Genomic DNA, 16365 nt, shown 5'->3' on the forward strand with positions numbered 1-16365 from the left:
GTTTTAAGAATATTTGCTGTTGCAAAAAGAGATGAACCTTTTGTGAAATTATCGGCTTAAAAATTTGTTTTTAACTTAGAATGCTCGATGCTAAACAGGACGCAAACTATCATGTTTCTTGTTTAAAGTTCAAGTTCGCATTTATACCCAGTATAAATCACGCATGCCTTTGTTTTAAGTTCGAGCCTGCCTTCCTAAGCGGGACGCAGGCAGGCGAATTCGAGAACCTTCTTTAAGTGATCAAAGGGTTCAAAACCTTACTTGAACTTTTTGTAGATATAACATCTATTCTAATTTTTAATACCAAAATTATAATTGATTAGGATTTTTTCCTTAGATTTATGGAATTATTCCTAATTAAGTACAGACGGATATGAAATCAGATTTACCCCTAGAAATTCGGCGTTTCAAACAAATTCGAGAAGAGCATAATTTCACTCAATCTGAATTTGCTGAACTCCTGAACATCAAAAACACCACTTCAGATATTGAACGCGGTAAAACCAAGCTGTCAGGTCAGGTCGTGATGAGCCTTTTAAAAATTTTTGAAGTTAATCCGCTTTGGCTTTATGGAGAAAGCTTTCAGAAAAAACTGGATGTGCATCACATCAATTCTATGCCGAAGGTGATTTCAGTGGATGAAACCAATTCCAGAGAAAATATGCTGCTGGTCAACCAAAAAGCTGCAGCCGGGTATCCCCAAAATATTGGCGATGCCGAATGGTATCAACAGCTGCCTGCTTTTGAAATGCCCATTCCCCAGTTCAGAAATGCATCCTACCGAGGTTTTCAGGTCGAAGGGGATAGCATGGAGCCCAACTTTCATTCTGAAGACTGGGTACTTGGAAAATCAGTAGAAAGCCTTCAGCAGGCGATGAATCATAAAGTCTATGTGTTTGTGTTACAGGATTCTGTAATGGTTAAAAAATTGCACAAGCATCCGCATTCTCATAAAATCTCCTTGATCTCCACCAATTCTTATTATCCACCTTATGAGGTGGAAGCTTCTGAAGTTCAGGAAATATGGGAGGTGACCAGTAAACTGACCTTTTCCATCAATGAAAATTCCGAAAACAGCATGCTCAAAAAACTGGAGCAGTCAATGGAAGAATTAAAAACTCAACTCAATTCTATTAAACCCAGCTAAATGAATTTTGAACGTTTATTTGATTTTCTTGAAACTCTCAACAAAAACAATAAAAAAGAGTGGATGGATGAACATCGAAGCCTGTACGAGAACGTTAAAACAGATTATGTGAAATGGCTTGAGGATTTGGATCTTAAGCTTTCCAAAATTGATGAGGATTACTATTCCTCTTCGGGTAAAAAAGCCATCAATCGCATCAATAATAACCTATTGTATCATCCCAACAAGCCCACTTATAAGGATCACTTTGGAGCCGGACTGGACAAACGACCCAAGACCGGTGATTTTTATATTCATTTAGGCATCGATGACATTTTTGTGGCCGGAGGCTTCTATAATCCCAAATCGGAAATTCTGAAAAGCATTCGCGAGGCTATAGATTACAATGGAGATGAATTCAAAGACATCATAAATTCAAAACCGTTTCAGAAGAATTTCGGAGGCCTGATGCAAGATGAAGATCAATTGAAAACTGCACCCAAAGGCTTTTCCCAGGATCATAAACACATCGATTTACTGCGACTGAAAAGTTTTGCAGCCATGAAGTCTTTTGAAAGAAAAGATGTCCTTGCAGAGGATTTTAAAGATCGAGTGATCGAAACCTATAAAGCTATGCTGCCCTTCAGAAGATACCTGAACAAAGCAGTAACCGTGTAATTCTAGGGTTTGAAATTTCTGAAGGACAAAAACCAGTTAGTTACAGCCTCCCTTTTTATTTTAGGGCTTATGGGGCTGTGTTTTGTTGTCTTTCCTGAAGACTCTTTTCAAATCATTGATAGTGCCTCGGTCTGGGTCAGATCCCTGTTTGGCCAGTTTTATCTGGTCCTTGGGTTTTGCATTTGTCTTTATCTCCTAAGCATAGCCTTTTCTCCTTTAGGAAAAATGAGATTGGGTTCTGGTAAGCCCGAATATTCCACTTTGTCATGGCTGGCCATGATGTATTCTACAGGCATGGGAGCAGGTATTATCTTAAGGGCTGTACAGGAACCTGTTTTTATGATACAGCAACCCGGCATAGAAATTTCACGACCGGAGCAGATACATGGCTTTGAAATGACGTTTTACCACTGGGGGTTCACCGCCTGGGCCTTTTACGGGCTTTTTGCCTTATTCATCGCCTACCTGCTTTTTATCAAACACCAAAACATACAGCTCAGTCATCTCCTTTCTAAACTCTCAAATCCTGTTGTCGCCAAAGGCATAGATTTACTGGTCATACTCACTACGGTTTTTGGGGTCGTTAGCGCTGTAGCTCTTGGTATTCGTCAGGTAGAAGGCGGCATCAGCTTTGTTTCAGATTCTAATTTAGGAATTGTTTTGAGTGTGTTTCTGTGTGTTCTTATTTTTTCCTTAGCCTTATTCTCTTCGGTAAAAGGCCTGAGCAAAGGGATTCGGCATTTGTCCAACATCAATATTTCTCTGACGCTTTTACTGCTGGGCTATGTAATCTTTAACACGGATATTAGTCTGATACTCATCAATTTTTATGAATCGACTTTAGCTTTGCTTCAGGATTTTATACCCCTGAGCTTGGCGATGGATAAGTTTGATTTTAGTGAAGAATTTTTGTCGGACTGGACCTATTACTACTGGGCATTCTGGCTGGCCTGGGCACCTTTTACGGGTATTTTTATCGCCAGAATTTCAAAGGGTAAAAGCATCAGAGAGTTAATTTTAGGGGTGCTTATTGTCCCTAGTTTGGGCTCCTTTCTGTGGTTTACCAGCTTTGGGACGTCGGCTATTGAACTGATCAATTCAGGACTGGTTTCCAGCTTTGCTTTCGATAATGTGTTTTCGGCCACCTTTGTCCTCCTGGAACAGTTCCCTCTTGGATTTTATGCCGTGATTTTAGCCATCTTACTCCTGGTGGGATTTCTCATCACTTCGGTCGATTCAGCCATATACGTCCTGAGTATGTTTTCCGATCTTACCAAAATCAATCCCTCACCATTTCATAAATGGATCTGGGGCATATTATTGTTTCTCGTGACCTTAGGCTTCCTGATCATAGGTAAATTTAGTGCTGCCAGCGATGTGCTGGAGGCGGTTCAGAAATTGCTTATCGTGAGCTCACTGGCCCTGGCTTTGCTCAGCATCCTGTTTATGATTGGGTTTACACTCAGCCTCATTCGCGAGCATCGACTCGGTTCAAAGTAAACCCGCCTGCGTGTCTTGGACGGGCAGGCCCGCCTGCGTGTTTTGGACGGGCAGGCAGGTTTAGAAGGAAATTACAGACATTATCTTTTGCGTCGCTCCGGCTTCAGCATTCACAAAATGACCGCAAATCTGTCCGCTTTTCTCTCTAAACGTCTTATCTGTAATAAATTTATTGAACACTTCTTCAAATTCGTTTTCAGAATCTACACTAAAAACTCCTCCTAAACGTCTCAGCATCTCAGCTTCGGGAAATTTGTCATAATGTTTTCCAATGAGGATTGGAATTCCAAAAGCCGCAGGTTCCAGGATGTTGTGCAGACCGCTTGAGCCCATGCCACCGCCTACATAAGCTATGTTGGCATAGCTGTAAATTTTGGTCAGCAAACCTATTGTATCCACGATGAGGACTTCGTAGTCCTGAAGTTCCTGACTTTCCATTTCAGAATAGCAGATGACTTTCTTGCGGATGTCTTTTTTCAATTTCTGAATTTGCGTCGCGTTGATTTGATGTGGAGCGATAACTATCCTGATGTCTTTAGGGGCTTTATTGATGGCGTCCAAAGCGATCGACAAATCCTCAGGCCAGGTACTTCCAAATACTACAGTAAGTTGACCTGAAGCCGTAAAGTCATCCATGAAACTTAACTGATTATCCATGCCTAACTGAGCAGAGACCCGGTCGTAGCGTGTATCTCCGGATATGCTGGCCTGATCGAAACCATGGTTTTTCAGCAGGCTTAAGGACTCTTTATTCTGCACGAAAAGATGGTCAAACCTACTCAGGGCTTCAGCCATAAATTTACCCATGGGCCTGAAATAAAGCTGCTCTGGTCTGAATAGTCCCGAAATCAGATATGATTTGATTTGTCTGGTGGACAGAACATCCATCAGGTTCGGCCAGATCTCATACTTTATAAAAAAGGCGACTCCAGGATTGAGAATATCCAGAAATTCTCTGGCATTTTTTCGGGTATCCAGGGGTAAATAGGTGACGATATCCAGTTTGGAATCCTTTTTTTTAACCTCATATCCCGAGGGTGAAAAGAAGCTCACTGCAATTTTATAGTTGGGATGCGTTTGCTTTAAGGCGACAATTACAGGTACTGCCTGCTCATATTCGCCCAGCGAAGCGGCATGAAACCAAATCACCTGATCATGTTCAGAAACCTGCGCCTGTAATTTGGTTTTCCAGTTCGTTCTTCCTTCCACGAACAATCTCATTTTAGGACTCAAGAATTTTAAGACGGGCTGCAGGAATTGAAAACTGGATATGATAAACTGGTATAAAGACTTCAAATTAGATTTTTTTTCAAAAATAAGCTTTTAGCTGAATAGTCTCTTTAGATACTTAATATTCTTATTTTTGTAAAGAAAACACAGACTATGAAAAAATTACAAATGGTTGATCTGAAGGGTCAATACGATAAAATAAAGGATGAAGTGGATAAATCCATTTTTGAGGTTCTGAATTCAACCTCCTATATCAATGGACCTGCAGTCAGACAGTTTCAGGAAAATTTGGAAAAGTATATGGGCGTTAAGCATGTGATTCCCTGTGCCAACGGAACCGATGCTTTACAAATTGCGATGATGGGGCTGGGTCTGAAGCCGGGGGATGAAGTCATCACCGTCGATTTTACTTTTGCAGCAACCGTAGAAGTTATAGCACTGTTGAATTTGACTCCGGTACTCATAGATGTAGATAAAGACACTTTCAATATAGATTTGAAGAAATTGGAAGAAGCGATTACACCTAAAACCAAAGCCATTGTGCCTGTGCATCTGTTTGGCCACGTCGCCCAGATGGAAGACATTATGGCGCTTGCCAAAAAGCATGATCTCTATGTGATTGAAGATAATGCGCAAGCCATAGGAGCCAACTATACCTTTAAAGATGGCTCACAGCAAAAAGCGGGTACGATTGGAAATGTAGGAGCTACCTCCTTTTTTCCTTCCAAAAATCTGGGAGCCTACGGAGATGGTGGTTCCATTTTTACCAATGACGACGAATTAGCGCATAGCATTAGAGGAATTGTCAATCACGGCATGTACGAGCGTTACCACCATGATGTGGTAGGTGTCAATTCAAGGCTGGACAGTGTACAGGCTGCGGTTCTGGACATCAAACTCAAGCATCTGGACGATTACAGTTCAAGACGCCAAAATGCAGCCAGGCATTATACTGAAGCCTTGAGCAAGTCTGAACACATTCAAACCCCGCAAACCGAAACTTACAAACCATGCGATAACTCTAATGGCATCTGCGATACCTGCGATTGTCATGTTTTTCATCAGTACACCATCAAAATCAAAAACGGAAAGCGCAACGCCTTAGCAGAGCACTTTAAAAAGAATGATATACCACACGGCATTTATTATCCGATTCCATTGCATTCTCAAAAGGCTTACAAGGATGAGCGTTATGATGAAAAGGAATTTAAAGTGACCAATCAACTGGTAGATGAAGTCATTTCTCTACCAATGCATACCGAACTGGATAAAGAACAAATTGATTATATTACTTCAGAGATAATAAAAGTAGTTGGCTAATTTGGCAATGAACAACTACTGAAATAAAAAGCCTCGAATTTCGAGGCTTAATTTTATACTATTTCTGCGCTGATACAATTCTCAGGAAAGTGTGGCTATGTTTTAAGTACTGTTATAGATATATTATTGAAAAACTAATGCAAAATAATTATTACACAGATCGTTTCTTAGAAGATAATTTCGAACAGACTGTTAGAAAAAAAGAAAAATTAGTTCAGGAAAAGTATACTGAAAAACAACTAAAAGAGCTCTATTTTGATAATGCACAAAAGTTAAATCAGGCTTTAATTGAATTTAAGCCAAATAGACATCAAAAACAAGCTAATAAAGATCATAAAAAATTAATGCTAGCCTATTTAGATGAATGTATAGATTATGATTTATCTAATCTTTCATATAGAGAGAAAGAAGAATTTGACAATAAATACGTTAGTCAAGTCGCATCAAAACTTACCTTCTTAGGATTCAAAATGAAAAAATTTGTACCATTTTTTATTGGAGCAGCTTTAATAGTAGATATTTTGTTAAGTTTATTTGGTATTGCAAAGCATTACTATTATATTCCAATAATAACTGTTTTTGTAACTTATCTTGAATTTAAAGGATTATTCAAAGCTAAAAAGCGTGGAAAGTTATTGCGATAATTTTTAAGCATTACTAAAATTGAATGTGAAAGACCTTGCGTTAGCATTTTTAGAACAGCAAAAAACCTCGAAAATCGAGGTTTTTTTATACAATCTCTGCGCTAATACCCGCTCTTAAGATCTCACTGCAACGAGGTTTTAAATCATCAAAATCCCCGGATTTAACGGCACATTTTCCTTTGTAATGAATCAACAAAGTGCATTGTTCTGCCTGTAAAGCATCGTGATCGCAGGTTTTAATCAGGGTTTCAATGACATGGTCAAAGGTATTGACCTCATCATTATACACAATAATTTCGTGAGAATCTGTCAGTTTTTCCTTTACATCTACTTCTTCTAAAACTTCTTCCTTAACACTCATAACTCATTTTTATGCAAATATATAGAGAATACTAAAAATCAATTTCTAATTTTTTGTGAATTTGGCGGCAACCCAATTTTCTTTCACCTGATTTTTTATGAATGCCAATCCATTTTTAAGTGCTTCTTCCTGGATCAATTTCAAATCTTCTTCATAAAATCCACTAAAGTATATGACTCCTCCGGAAACCAGATGAGAAGCGTAAGACACCATATCTGCCAATAAAATATTTCTATTAATATTAGCCAAAATCAAATCGTATTCCTTTTCAATTTTTTCAGCTCCTCCCAAAATGACGTTTCCTTTACATGAATTTCTTTCCAGATTCTCCTCAGTATTTTCTACACACCAGGGGTCAATATCTATATAATCAACAGATTTTGCTCCTCTTATATCAGCTAGAATTCCAAGAACTCCCGTACCACAACCCATATCCAAGACTCGTTTTTCTTCGCAGTTTTCTTCAAGTAGTAGTTCAGAAATTTGGTAAGTTGTTGCATGATGACCGGTTCCAAAAGACATTTTTGGTTCTATGATGATGTCTATTTCAGAATCGGTTTTGGGATGAAAAGGTGCTCGGATGGTACATCGAGTATCAATATGAATTGGATGAAAATTTTTCTCCCATTCTTCATTCCAGTTGACTTGTTCTATTTTAGTTTTTTCGTAGGATACTTTAAACTCTTCGGATTTTAAAATATGAATATCCTCCAAAAGATCAGCTTTATCTTCAGATTCGTCGATATAAGCTAAAAGTCCATTGCTGTAATCTTCAAAACTTTCAAATGGTAATTCACCCAGCTCGGCCAACAGGATATCCCTGCCAGGCTGAAGCGGGTGAATTGTAAATTTATATTCTATATAGATCATTTTAAAACGACATCACAATTTCAGCAAAACTATCGGCATCCAGAGAAGCACCTCCAATGAGTCCGCCATCAACGTCTTTTTTGGCAAAGATTTCCCTGGCATTGTTAGGCTTCACACTTCCTCCGTAAAGAATTGAGGTTTGTTCGGCTACATCCTGATTGTATTTTTCAGCGAGGACCTGACGAATATACTGATGAATGTCCTGAGCCTGTTCTGGTGACGCCGTTTCTCCGGTTCCAATAGCCCACACAGGTTCGTAGGCGATCACTACATGTTTCATTTCCGAGGCACTCAGGTGAAAAAGTCCTTTTTCCAATTGTTTTTTAACCACATCAAAATGTTTTTCAGCTTTTCTTTGATCCAGCATTTCACCAATACAAAACATGATTTTAAAGCCATGCTTCAAAGCAGACGTTACTTTTTCAGCAAGTAACTCATTAGATTCGTTATATATCGCTCTGCGTTCACTGTGACCAATGATGACATATTCTACACCTACACTTTTAAGCATATCAGGAGAAATTTCTCCTGTGTAGGCGCCTTCTTCATTCTCATTGATATTTTGAGAGGAGATTTTAATTGAAGAATCACTTAAATTTTGATGAATGGCATACAGGTTTGTGTAAGGTGGCGCAATCACGACCTCAACCTCTGCCTTGGTAAAATCCTTAAGCTTCAACGCGTTTAAAAGATGAAGCGATTCATCCAGATTGCAATTCATTTTCCAGTTTCCGGCTACAATTTGAGTTCTCATATGTATTCGTTTATTTATTTATATTCTTGGGTCTAATAATTTATAAATGATATCTACTAAGATATTAATTAGGATGAATATGATGGAAATCGTTAACACAGATCCCATTATAATTGGCAAATCTAAGGTATTTAAAGCGTCTACTATTTCTTTTCCTATGCCATTCCATCCAAAAATGTATTCTACAAAAACCGCTCCTGCCAGCATGGAGGCAAACCAACCAGATATGGCTGTAACTACAGGGTTTAGTGCATTTTTTAGACTGTGATTCATAATGACTGAATAGGAGTTTAAGCCTTTGGCTCTTGCTGTTCTGATATAATCCTGCTGAAATACCTCCAGTAAAGAACTTCTCATAAGCTGTATAACTACAGCTAAAGGCCTTATCCCCAGGACAAAGGCAGGTAAAATCAAATTTTCAAAATGAAATACCTGGCGTTCCCCAAAATCACCAAGCTCGTAAAGATTTCCTGTCATATTGAGACCAGTATATGCTTTAAGCACATAACCAAAAAGCCAGGCGGCTAAAATGGCACTAAAAAAAGACGGGAGACTCATTCCAAAGGTGCTTAAGACCTGAATGCTTTTATCTATCCATGTATCTTTTTGAAGAGCCGAGACAATGCCTAAAATGATTCCAATAAATAAGGCAATCAGAATAGAAGATACTGCAAGAATAGCCGTGTTCGGTAAGGTTTGCTTGATGATGTCAAGCACTTTTTGATCTTGACGCTGAAAAGAAGTTCTTAAGTAAGGTGTTTTCAGGTAAATAGCGCCATTAAAAAAAGAGAACAACTGAGTCCCTGTATATTTGTCTTCTCCAAAGTGGGTAAAGTCTGATTCGTCTGAACTATGCCAGGAAATGGGTGATAAGTCATTGATATAATATAGATACTGCTGGCCTATACTTTTATCAAAACCATATTTTTCTTTTTGTCGTTGCAACTGTTCTTTGGTTTCGTTTTGGCCAAGCATCATTTGTGCCGGATCTCCTGGCAAAACACTAAACAAAAAGAAAATCACCGTAACCACACCTAAAATGGTGAAGAGAGCGTATACTGTTTTTTGTAAGGCTTTTTTTACCAATAGAAATTAGTTTTGAAACTCATCTGAATCATTCCAATGAAGTTTATTGGTTATGGTCCCTTTTTTTATAACAACCAGTCCTGGATTTGCTCTGATTATAGTTTTAATCGCCGTTTCATCTGCAAAATAAAACTCAAAATCAAGATTGAAATTGCCTTTAAATTTTGAAATAGCTTCTTCTCCTGAAGCTGTAAGGCCAATGATTTTAAAGTTTTCTTGTGAGGCTTTTTCTACTGCCGACTTGATTTCGGTCCAGCCTTCAGTTTCAGTTTTGGAAAGGTTATATGCGACTACCATAAGCAATTTATCTTCCTGCATCAATTCATCAGTATAATTTTGGCCGTTTTTCATCAAAGAAAAATCATGAATTGGTGGTGTATAGCCTTCATCTATCAGTTTTGTATTGACCCCTATAAATTCACCTGCCACGTCTGGATAACTACCATTGGTGAAGTAGGTTTGTTTTTCACCGTCGACTTCAAAAGTCCACTCATATTCGTAGACAGCTTCCTGTGCGCCTTCAGGATAGGTCATTGCTGTAGGAATATGTGTTCCGATTTTATAAGCCCTGAAGTCGATAGCAGGTAAATGCATCAGAACATGGTAAGCAAAATACAGACATCCAATTGCCATCACAAAAACAATCCATTTTAGAGAGGCTTTTGCAAAAATAGGTTTGAGATACTTTTCATTGAAGAATAATATCAAAATCAAAATAAGCAGGATGACATCTTTTATAAAAGATTGCCAGGGCGTTAAAGGAATAGCATCACCAAAGCAGCCGCAATCGGTAACTTTGTTGAAATAAGCGGAGTAAAATGTGAGGAATGTGAAAAACAGTATCATAAGGAGTAAACTCCATCTGGTAAATTTTGGCGCATAGCCTATGAGTAAACTCACGCCTAAAAGCAGCTCATAAATTACTATAAAAATGGCAAGAACCAGTGCGTAGGGAACCAAAAATTCAAGATTAAGAACGCCCTCTCCAAAATATTCTTCAAGTTTATAAGAAAATCCAATAGGGTCATTTAATTTGACAAACCCACTGAAGATGAATAAAACACCGACAAAAATCCTTGAAAAACCTGCGATATATTTCATGTGTTTATTTTTTTATGGCTCACGCGTCAACTTTGATGATCAAAATAATTTGACATTGCTATGCTTAAGAATTATTTTAATCTTCTCAGTTTCATTGTTCTTTAAAGTTTAAATGAATAAGAGCAAAAATTGAATAATTTATGATGTCAAGATAACCCGCTTCGATACCCTCACTCACAAGGGTTTTGCCGGCGTTATCTTCAATTTGTTTGATGCGAAGCAGCTTTTGTAAAATAAGGTCAGTTAAAGAGCTGACTCTCATTTTCCTCCACACTTCTCCATAATCATGGTTTTTGTCTTTCATCAGGGATTTAGCCTTTTCAACTTGAAGGTTGTACTGAATGACAGCTTCATCCGCATTCAGATCCGCTTTTTCAGAAACACCCAGTTCAATTTGAATCAAGGCCATGATAGAATAATTGATGATTCCAACAAACTCAGAGTCTTCATTTTCTTCTACTCTCTGGGTATAATTTTCCTGTAAACTTCTTATCCTACTGGCCTTTATAAAAATTTGGTCGGTTAAAGAGGTAAGTCTCAAAATTCTCCAGGCAGTACCATAGTCTTTGGTTTTCTTTACAAAAAGATTCCTGGTGTCCTTTATTATGAGGTCAAATTGTTTGTTCGTGTTCATAGATTAACAAAAAGGTAAATTTCGACTAATTATTACAGAATACAAAAACAAAAGACATAATAGTATTAATTTAGCGTGGCATAGGAATTGAACCATTTAAATCACAATCTTGATTTCATTTGAAAATCAAGGTTTTTCAAACTTTATAACGAAAAAAGAGAAGCTGAGTCAGTAATAACTGACATTTTGACAAAAAAATAATTATGGCAAAATCCGGACTATTTAATCTAGATAACTTATCAACAGAAAATATAGATGAAGATGCAGAGTTAATCCCTTTGATGACATCGGAAGATGAAGAAGAAATAAATCGCGAGGTCCTACCGGATGATTTACCCATTCTTCCCTTAAAAAATACAGTTCTTTTTCCAGGAGTTGTAATTCCAATAACCGCGGGCAGGGATAAATCTATCAAGTTGATCAATGACGCTAACAATGGTAATAAAATTATTGGTGTTGTTGCTCAAAGAAACGATGAAGATGAACACCCTGGTTTTAAAGATATTCATAAAGTTGGTGTGGTGGCCAGAATTCTTAGGGTTTTAAAAATGCCTGATGGGAATACTACAGTCATAATCCAGGGAAAAAAGCGGTTTAAAATCACGGAACCCGTATCAGATCAGCCCTATTTAAGGTGTAAGATTGAAGAATTTGAAGAGATGAAACCTGTTCCGGATGATGAAGAATTCAATACCATTATAGACTCTGTTAAGGATTTATCGCTTCGTATCATCAAGGATAGCCCTAATATTCCTTCTGAAGCTTCCTTTGCAATCAAAAATATTGAGAGTTCTTCATTTCTGATCAATTTTGTGTCCTCCAATATGAACGTAGATGTGGAAGACAAACAAAAACTTTTAGAAACCAGTGATCTTAAGGAAAGAGCCCTTTCAACTTTGAAATACATGAATGTTGAGTTTCAAAAGTTAGAGCTTAAAAATGATATTCAATCTAAGGTTCAAAGTGATATGAGCCAGCAACAGCGTGAGTATTTCCTTCACCAGCAGATGAAAACTATCCAGGAGGAATTGGGTGGAGTTTCTTCTGAAGGAGAGATTGAAGACATGCGTGAACGCGCAAAATCTAAAACCTGGAAAGACTCTATAAATTCTCATTTCAAAAAAGAATTAGCTAAACTTCAGAAAATGAATCCTCAGGTAGCTGAATATTCAATTCAGCGCAATTATTTAGATTTATTTTTAGATCTGCCCTGGGATAAAACAAGCGAAGATATCTTTGATTTAAAAAGAGCTCAAAAAGTGCTTGATAGAGATCATTATGGTTTAGAAGACGTCAAAAGGAGAATTGTGGAGTATCTGGCAGTTCTCAAATTAAGGAAAGATATGAAATCACCAATACTTTGTCTCTATGGCCCTCCCGGTGTAGGTAAAACCTCTTTGGGTAAATCTATAGCTGAAGCTTTGGGAAGAAAATATGCAAGGATTTCTCTTGGGGGCTTGCGTGATGAAGCTGAAATACGCGGACACAGAAAAACCTATATCGGAGCGATGCCGGGAAGAATCATTCAAAGTTTGAAAAAAGTAGGCACAAACAATCCGGTTTTTGTTTTGGATGAAATCGATAAACTAGGCAATAGTCATCAGGGTGATCCATCTTCAGCTTTGCTTGAAGTATTGGATCCCGAACAAAACGACGATTTTCATGATAACTTCCTGGAAGTTGGTTATGACTTATCCAAAGTGATGTTTGTTGCCACTTCCAATGATTTGTCATCTATTCATCCGGCGCTTAAAGATAGAATGGAGATCATCCGTGTGAATGGTTATACGGTGGAAGAAAAGATAGAAATTGCCAAAAGGCATTTACTTCCTAAGCAGATCAAAGAGCATGGTATCCAAAAAGAAAACATCAAGCTTGGAAAGCAACAGCTGGAAAAGATTATTGACGGATATACCAGAGAGTCCGGGGTGCGTAACCTCGAGAAAAAAATTGCAAAAGTGGTTAGAAACATAGCTAAAAGTATCGCTATGGAAGAAGACTACGAGGTGAAGGTGAGCAGTGAACAGGTTGAGAAAATTTTAGGACCTTACAGACCTAAAAACACCTACGAAAACAACGAAGTTGCCGGTGTAGTTACTGGGCTGGCCTGGACAAGCGTTGGTGGTGAAATTTTATTTATAGAATCTATTTTATCCAAAGGAAAAGGTAATCTTAGTATTACAGGTAATCTAGGGAAAGTGATGAAGGAGTCTGCCACTATTGCGATGGAATACATCAAGTCCAACGCTGAGAAGTTCAATTTAAATCCAGATATTTTCACCGATTACAATGTTCATATCCACGTGCCAGAAGGGGCGACGCCTAAAGATGGACCAAGCGCTGGTATTACAATGCTAACTTCACTGGTCTCTCTCTTTACTCAGCGTAAAGTGAAAAAGAATCTGGCCATGACTGGTGAAATTACCCTAAGAGGAAAAGTCTTACCAGTGGGAGGGATAAAAGAGAAAATTCTGGCTGCTAAGCGTGCTAAAATCAAAGAGCTCATTCTATGTGAAGAGAACAGAAAAGATATCGAAGAAATCAAAGAAGAATACCTTAAAGGTCTCACCATAAAATATGTCAATGAAATGCATGAAGTTCTAGATTTGGCTCTTTTGAAACAAAAAGTCAAAGACGCTAAAATTCTTTAAGCCAGTTGATATTCAAATTTATATTAAAACCAGATGAGCAATTCATCTGGTTTTTTTAATAACCTGAGTTCGATTATAATCAAAAAGTTATAATCAATAAGGATATTCAGTTGCAAGGCGATTTTTTGAGGTATAGCCTTAGCTATCACGATAAAAATTAACGTAGTAAATGGATGTTCTTAAGGAAAGAAATTGTCTTTTCAAATTAAACAGCAGTCTACTTTACTTTTTTACTATTTAAAACAGTTTTGACAAAGTGATGATAATTGAACTTTTGTTAATAAGGTTATTCAAAATAAATTACATTGCAAATCGTTTTATACTGGGCATTAAAGACTATTTATGAAACCTAAGTTATTTTTATTAGCCATTATTTCGGGTATGACCTGGTCTTCATTAGCTCAGATTGGCGGTCAAAGCACTTACCAGTTTTTGAACTTGCCAAATTCCCCAAAACTCTCTGCTCTTGGTGGAAAAAACATCACTTCATATTCATCTGATCCTGCAAATGCCCTGGCCAATCCAGCCTTGATCAATTTTGAAATGCACAATCAGATGTCTGCTAATTACATGAATTATTTTGCAGATGTCAATTATGGAACGGCTTCTTATGCCTATGACTTTGGTAGGAGAACACAGATGATCCAAGCTGGCGTCACCTATATAGATTACGGAAGTTTTGATGGTTATGACGAATCTGGGAACTCTACTTTAGAGTTTGGAGGACAAGAAGCAGCCTTTTCCGTGGGCTATGCGAGACGCCTGGGAAGAACTGATTTTTATGCGGGCGCCAACCTAAAATTAATCTCCTCCAAGCTAGAGCAGTATACCTCTTTTGCCGGCGCATTAGATTTAGGCATTAGCTATATTTATTCTGAATGGGACTTAATTGTTTCTGGAGTAGTGCGAAATGCTGGGATACAGTTTGAAGCCTTTAATGAAGTGAGAGAACCTTTGCCTTTTGAAGTTATTCTGGGAATTTCTCAAACTTTAAAAAAAGCACCAATCCGATGGCACATTACCTTAGAAAACCTACAGGAATGGAATATAGCCTTCAGAAATACAGCAAGAGATGTAGAAGATTTAAGCGGTAATGTTACTCCAGACGATCCCGGGTTTATCAATAATGTTTTGCGGCATACGATCCTTGGAGCAGAGCTTTTTCCAGACGGAGGCTTCAGCATTCAGCTAGGCTATAATTTCAGAAGGGGAGAAGAGTTAAGAATTCAAGACCAGCGCGCATTTTCAGGTCTCACAGGAGGCGTGAGTATACGGTTTAATAAAGTGAGATTTAGCTATTCTTATGCACAATTCAACAGAGCAGCAAGCTCTAGCTTTTTTGGATTGATGATAAACCTGCAGTAACTAATTTTCTTTTCTGATAAAATCGGAGATGAAGTAACTCAGGATAAATCCGATATTCTCTTTCAAATTGACTTCAAAACCACATATATGAAAAAATTGTGCCTGCTCTTTTCTAATCACTTTCAGGAAAGTTCTGAGGTCTCTGACGCTAAACCCAGAAGAGGAGTCACAATGGGAAGACATACCCTGAATGGATTTTAAATCCAGTTTGAAGCCGAGATGTCCATTTAAAAAATCGACGGCGTTTTTAAATTTGACACACTTATCCAGAGTGGTCAGGTGTAAACAATCTTCATAAAATTGAAAAGACAATGTTTTAGAAGAATTTAAAAGGTCCAATTCTGCCTGCGTGGTAGTATTTTTATGAAGACCAAATCCACTGTACTTGTCAAAAAAATCGCTTGAGTTTTCAAGTTGAAAAGTGACATGTGTCGAAAGGTCTAACAGGTTCAGCCGGGACTGTATTGTAGAATTTGAAGCTTTGAGAAGATTGAGAGTATCACTGGAACTACCTCCTATTACAATTGGAATTTTACCTAAGCCACAAATAGTCTCAGAGACGGTATGAGTGGTCTCTTTCACTATCTGTTCGTAGCGCATTTCTTTTTCTGAAATTGTTTTCAGCTGATTGATTTCATCAGAAATAATGTCAACGTTCAGTTCACCTAAAACGACCAGATTTTCTGCCTGATTAAAGTCATTGTACTGAATATTCAATAAATTTTGTAGGACCGCTTGAAACATTTTAAACTTACCAGGTTTAAATTCATCTGCTGAATTTGAGAGCGTGGGTATTCCAAATAATACATAGTCAGCATTTACAGCTTCCAGCTGATTTAGCTCAGAGACAAGTATGACTTTTTCTCCAAATTTCCGGCCCTTTGATTCATGATCAATATATTTTGAAAGCTCATTATTATCGCTGAATTTGAAATAGGTCATAGGTAAGGTAATGCGGTTATAACCTTTGAAATTAGAGAAAAATTCCATGATCTAAAAATTTTAAAGCTAAAATCTATCAGTTGATTGTAATGAATTAAATTTG

15 protein-coding genes are annotated in these 16365 nt (G+C 37.7%); 7 read left to right on the forward strand and 8 right to left on the reverse strand.

What is annotated here, in order from left to right; genetic code table 11:
- The first annotated feature begins 373 nt into the window (after positions 1–373).
- From BLP81_RS12430 to BLP81_RS12440, 3 genes are read left to right on the forward strand one after another with little or no spacing between them, the layout of a single operon-like run.
- The gene (locus tag BLP81_RS12430) at positions 374–1147 is read left to right on the forward strand and encodes a LexA family transcriptional regulator (protein ID WP_093369722.1); all 774 of its coding nucleotides are present in this window, start codon (positions 374–376) and stop codon (positions 1145–1147) included.
- On the forward strand, positions 1148–1804 hold the full coding sequence (locus BLP81_RS12435; RefSeq protein WP_093369725.1) for a DUF2461 domain-containing protein: 657 nt from the start codon (positions 1148–1150) through the stop codon (positions 1802–1804).
- 9 nt (positions 1805–1813) lie between these two features.
- Positions 1814–3304: a BCCT family transporter gene (locus tag BLP81_RS12440; protein WP_245686472.1), complete on the forward strand. Its 1491-nt coding sequence runs from the start codon at positions 1814–1816 to the stop codon at positions 3302–3304.
- A gap of 60 nt (positions 3305–3364) precedes the next feature.
- Here the strand turns inward: BLP81_RS12440 and BLP81_RS12445 are convergent, their stop codons facing one another.
- Positions 3365–4600 carry a 3-deoxy-D-manno-octulosonic acid transferase gene (locus BLP81_RS12445; RefSeq protein WP_245686473.1) on the reverse strand — a complete coding sequence of 412 codons (1236 nt, stop codon included), beginning with the start codon at positions 4598–4600 and terminating at the stop codon, positions 3365–3367.
- Positions 4601–4687: 87 nt separating this feature from the next.
- Here BLP81_RS12445 and BLP81_RS12450 point away from each other — a divergent pair, with 87 nt between their 5' ends.
- Positions 4688–5854: a DegT/DnrJ/EryC1/StrS family aminotransferase gene (locus tag BLP81_RS12450; RefSeq protein ID WP_093369734.1), complete on the forward strand. Its 1167-nt coding sequence runs from the start codon at positions 4688–4690 to the stop codon at positions 5852–5854.
- Positions 5855–5991: 137 nt separating this feature from the next.
- Positions 5992–6498, forward strand: a complete 507-nt coding sequence (locus BLP81_RS12455; protein WP_093369739.1) for a hypothetical protein — start codon at positions 5992–5994, stop codon at positions 6496–6498.
- Positions 6499–6583: 85 nt separating this feature from the next.
- On the opposite strand, the gene BLP81_RS12460 is transcribed toward BLP81_RS12455, so the two are convergent.
- From BLP81_RS12460 to BLP81_RS12485, 6 genes are all read right to left on the reverse strand, one after another.
- Positions 6584–6859 carry an ATP-dependent Clp protease adaptor ClpS gene (locus BLP81_RS12460; protein ID WP_093369743.1) on the reverse strand — a complete coding sequence of 92 codons (276 nt, stop codon included), beginning with the start codon at positions 6857–6859 and terminating at the stop codon, positions 6584–6586.
- 45 nt (positions 6860–6904) lie between these two features.
- Positions 6905–7729: a 50S ribosomal protein L11 methyltransferase gene (prmA, locus tag BLP81_RS12465; protein WP_093369747.1), complete on the reverse strand. Its 825-nt coding sequence runs from the start codon at positions 7727–7729 to the stop codon at positions 6905–6907.
- 1 nt (position 7730) lies between these two features.
- On the reverse strand, positions 7731–8483 hold the full coding sequence (gene tpiA, locus BLP81_RS12470; RefSeq protein WP_093369752.1) for a triose-phosphate isomerase: 753 nt from the start codon (positions 8481–8483) through the stop codon (positions 7731–7733).
- Between the two features lie 18 nt (positions 8484–8501).
- Positions 8502–9569, reverse strand: coding sequence for an ABC transporter permease (locus BLP81_RS12475; protein WP_093369757.1), 1068 nt, complete (start codon positions 9567–9569; stop codon positions 8502–8504).
- 6 nt (positions 9570–9575) lie between these two features.
- Complete coding sequence (locus tag BLP81_RS12480; RefSeq protein WP_093369762.1) at positions 9576–10670, reverse strand: BT_3928 family protein; 1095 nt, start codon at positions 10668–10670, stop codon at positions 9576–9578.
- A 91-nt stretch (positions 10671–10761) separates the two neighbouring features.
- The gene (locus tag BLP81_RS12485) at positions 10762–11304 is read right to left on the reverse strand and encodes a DUF1599 domain-containing protein (RefSeq protein WP_093369765.1); all 543 of its coding nucleotides are present in this window, start codon (positions 11302–11304) and stop codon (positions 10762–10764) included.
- 203 nt (positions 11305–11507) lie between these two features.
- On the opposite strand from BLP81_RS12485, the gene lon reads away from it, so the two are divergent.
- Complete coding sequence (lon, locus tag BLP81_RS12490) at positions 11508–13955, forward strand: endopeptidase La (RefSeq protein WP_093369770.1); 2448 nt, start codon at positions 11508–11510, stop codon at positions 13953–13955.
- A 342-nt stretch (positions 13956–14297) separates the two neighbouring features.
- Positions 14298–15320, forward strand: coding sequence for a type IX secretion system protein PorQ (porQ, locus tag BLP81_RS12495; protein WP_093369775.1), 1023 nt, complete (start codon positions 14298–14300; stop codon positions 15318–15320).
- Here porQ and BLP81_RS12500 read toward each other — a convergent pair whose 3' ends face one another.
- Positions 15321–16310, reverse strand: a complete 990-nt coding sequence (locus BLP81_RS12500) for an arginase family protein (protein ID WP_093369778.1) — start codon at positions 16308–16310, stop codon at positions 15321–15323. It lies immediately after the preceding gene.
- Positions 16311–16365: the final 55 nt, after the last annotated feature.

This window comes from Psychroflexus sediminis (assembly GCF_900099815.1).
Lineage (GTDB): Bacteria > Bacteroidota > Bacteroidia > Flavobacteriales > Flavobacteriaceae > Psychroflexus > Psychroflexus sediminis.